Below are 1,905 nucleotides of genomic sequence, written 5' to 3'. Positions count from 1 at the left end.
AATCGAGTAGGTGGACGTGAACAATAAATTCACGTTGCACCTCTCACACCACCGTACGTACGGGTCTCGTATACGGCGGTTCAATAATGAAACTATTTCTTGTAATAGGTTGCCATTTCGATATAGCCTTTTTGAGCTAACCTGACTTTGGTAATCGTAGTTCCCAAAATAGAACTTTGAGCTACAGCCCATCCACCCATATTGGTTCTACTCCAAGCATAAGCCATTCCTTGACGAACACCTAAACGAATCAGATTCTTTCTTTTTCGTTCTGGTTTCTTCCAATGATGCCAAATACAATATCTAAGGCGATTCCTGACCCATTCATCAAGTTTCTTTAACTTGACAAAAATAGATGCAGGTTTGAAGTAATTTACCCAACCACGTATACAGAGATTTAAGTGTTTGATACGTTCTTCAAAGCTTACAGGATTTGTCTTTCGAGTAATTTGTTTCAGTTCGTATTTGAACTTTTTCCACGAACTTTTCGCAACCACCGCTTGGTATTTTCCTTTTGTTCCCTTTTTATAAATGGACGTAAAAGCAAAACCGAGCATTGTAAAACTTCGAGGTCTTCGAATCCCACTTTTCTCTTTATTAATCGGAAGTTTGAGTTTCTTTTTCAAGAATAAATAAATTCCATTTCCTACACGTTTCGCCGCTTGTTTACTTTTCACATAAATACTAAAATCATCTGCATAACGAACGTATCGTAATCCACGTTTCTCCAATTCTTTATCCAATTCATTGAGCAAAATATTAGATAATAATGGACTTAAAGGCGAACCTTGTGGAACACCTTTTCTACGTTTGACGAGTTTGCCTTTGATTTGTATTGGAGCTCTTATAAATTTACGAATCCATTTCATGAGTAGCGGGCATTTGATTTTCTTGTAGATCAAATCCAACAGAATAGTATGTTCTACATTGTCGAAAAAGGATTTTAAATCAATGTCCACAATATCATGAAATCCTTGATTAATAAATTCATTCGCCTTTGCTAAAGCTTGATGTGCGTTTCGTTTAGGTCGAAAACCAAAACTATTCTCTTGAAAATCTCGTTCAAAAATAGGTTGCAATACTTGTTGTATCGCTTGTTGAAATAAACGATCTACCACTGTAGGAATTCCTAATAATCTAGTTTTATCTTTGGATTTTGGAATTTCAACACCTAGAATTGGCGAAACCTGATATTTTCCTTTTCGAATAGCAAAAAGATAAGCTACTTGGTTTTCTTGTAATAAAGGTAATAGTTCGGATACAGATTTTCCATCTACACCAGCAGCACCTTTATTGGCAACAACTTTCTTGTAAGCTTTTCTTAGGTTTTCATTGTTAATTACTTCATTTATCATATTACATTTCTTAGCTGTTCCGCTTATTTGAAGGCTATTTTAAAGCAAGACTTACAGTCTTTTTACTCCAAAACTCCTTCATATATTAAGAACCATTATTGTTCTGTCCTTCATTGATTTTATCAGAAAACCAACTACTATGACGTCTGCTGACTTCTCTATACAACCAACTCGTGATTCTAGAGACCTCCCCTGGTAAGAGCATTTTCCTTCCTTCAATTCCTGATACATCTACTTCTAAAGCTATCCTTCGAAAAGGTTTTGGGCGTCATAGTTATGTGTCTACTTACCCAGTTTTAAAAGCCTCTTATGTATTTCCTGTTCGTCAGTACCGAATTTTGCCGTTTGACTTCCTTCACTGCTAGAATCACTTCTAACCAGCTTGTCACGTACTAATACTTCAAGGCGTTACCCTTGTGTATAAAGGACTTACACCTTCTGGAAAATAATTGCACACCTAACACTTGGTTTTCTATTCAAGAATTTGCATTTTTGGAATTTATTCAAACCTTGCGGTTGGTGTGCACCTGCTCATGCAGGGCACACACAA

The 1,905-nt window shown here is 36.2% G+C and carries 1 protein-coding gene; it reads right to left on the bottom strand.

All coding sequences use genetic code 11. The features are described 5' to 3' along the window. Nucleotides 1-92 precede the first annotated feature (92 nt). On the bottom strand, nucleotides 93-1,355 hold the full coding sequence (gene ltrA / locus I0K12_RS21900) for a group II intron reverse transcriptase/maturase (RefSeq protein ID WP_196890316.1): 1,263 nt from the start codon (nucleotides 1,353-1,355) through the stop codon (nucleotides 93-95). Nucleotides 1,356-1,905: the final 550 nt, after the last annotated feature.

The sequence above is a fragment of the Aureivirga sp. CE67 genome (assembly GCF_015767245.1).
In the GTDB taxonomy this organism is placed as follows: domain Bacteria; phylum Bacteroidota; class Bacteroidia; order Flavobacteriales; family Flavobacteriaceae; genus Aureivirga.
Note: the sequence above shows the minus strand (reverse complement) of the source record. Positions and strands in the feature narration are given on the sequence as shown.

What these genes read in the sequence shown, in the direction of transcription:
- ltrA (WP_196890316.1), bottom strand. Translation starts at nt 1,355, where the DNA reads ATGATAAATGAAGTAATTAACAATGAAAACCTAAGAAAAGCTTACAAG.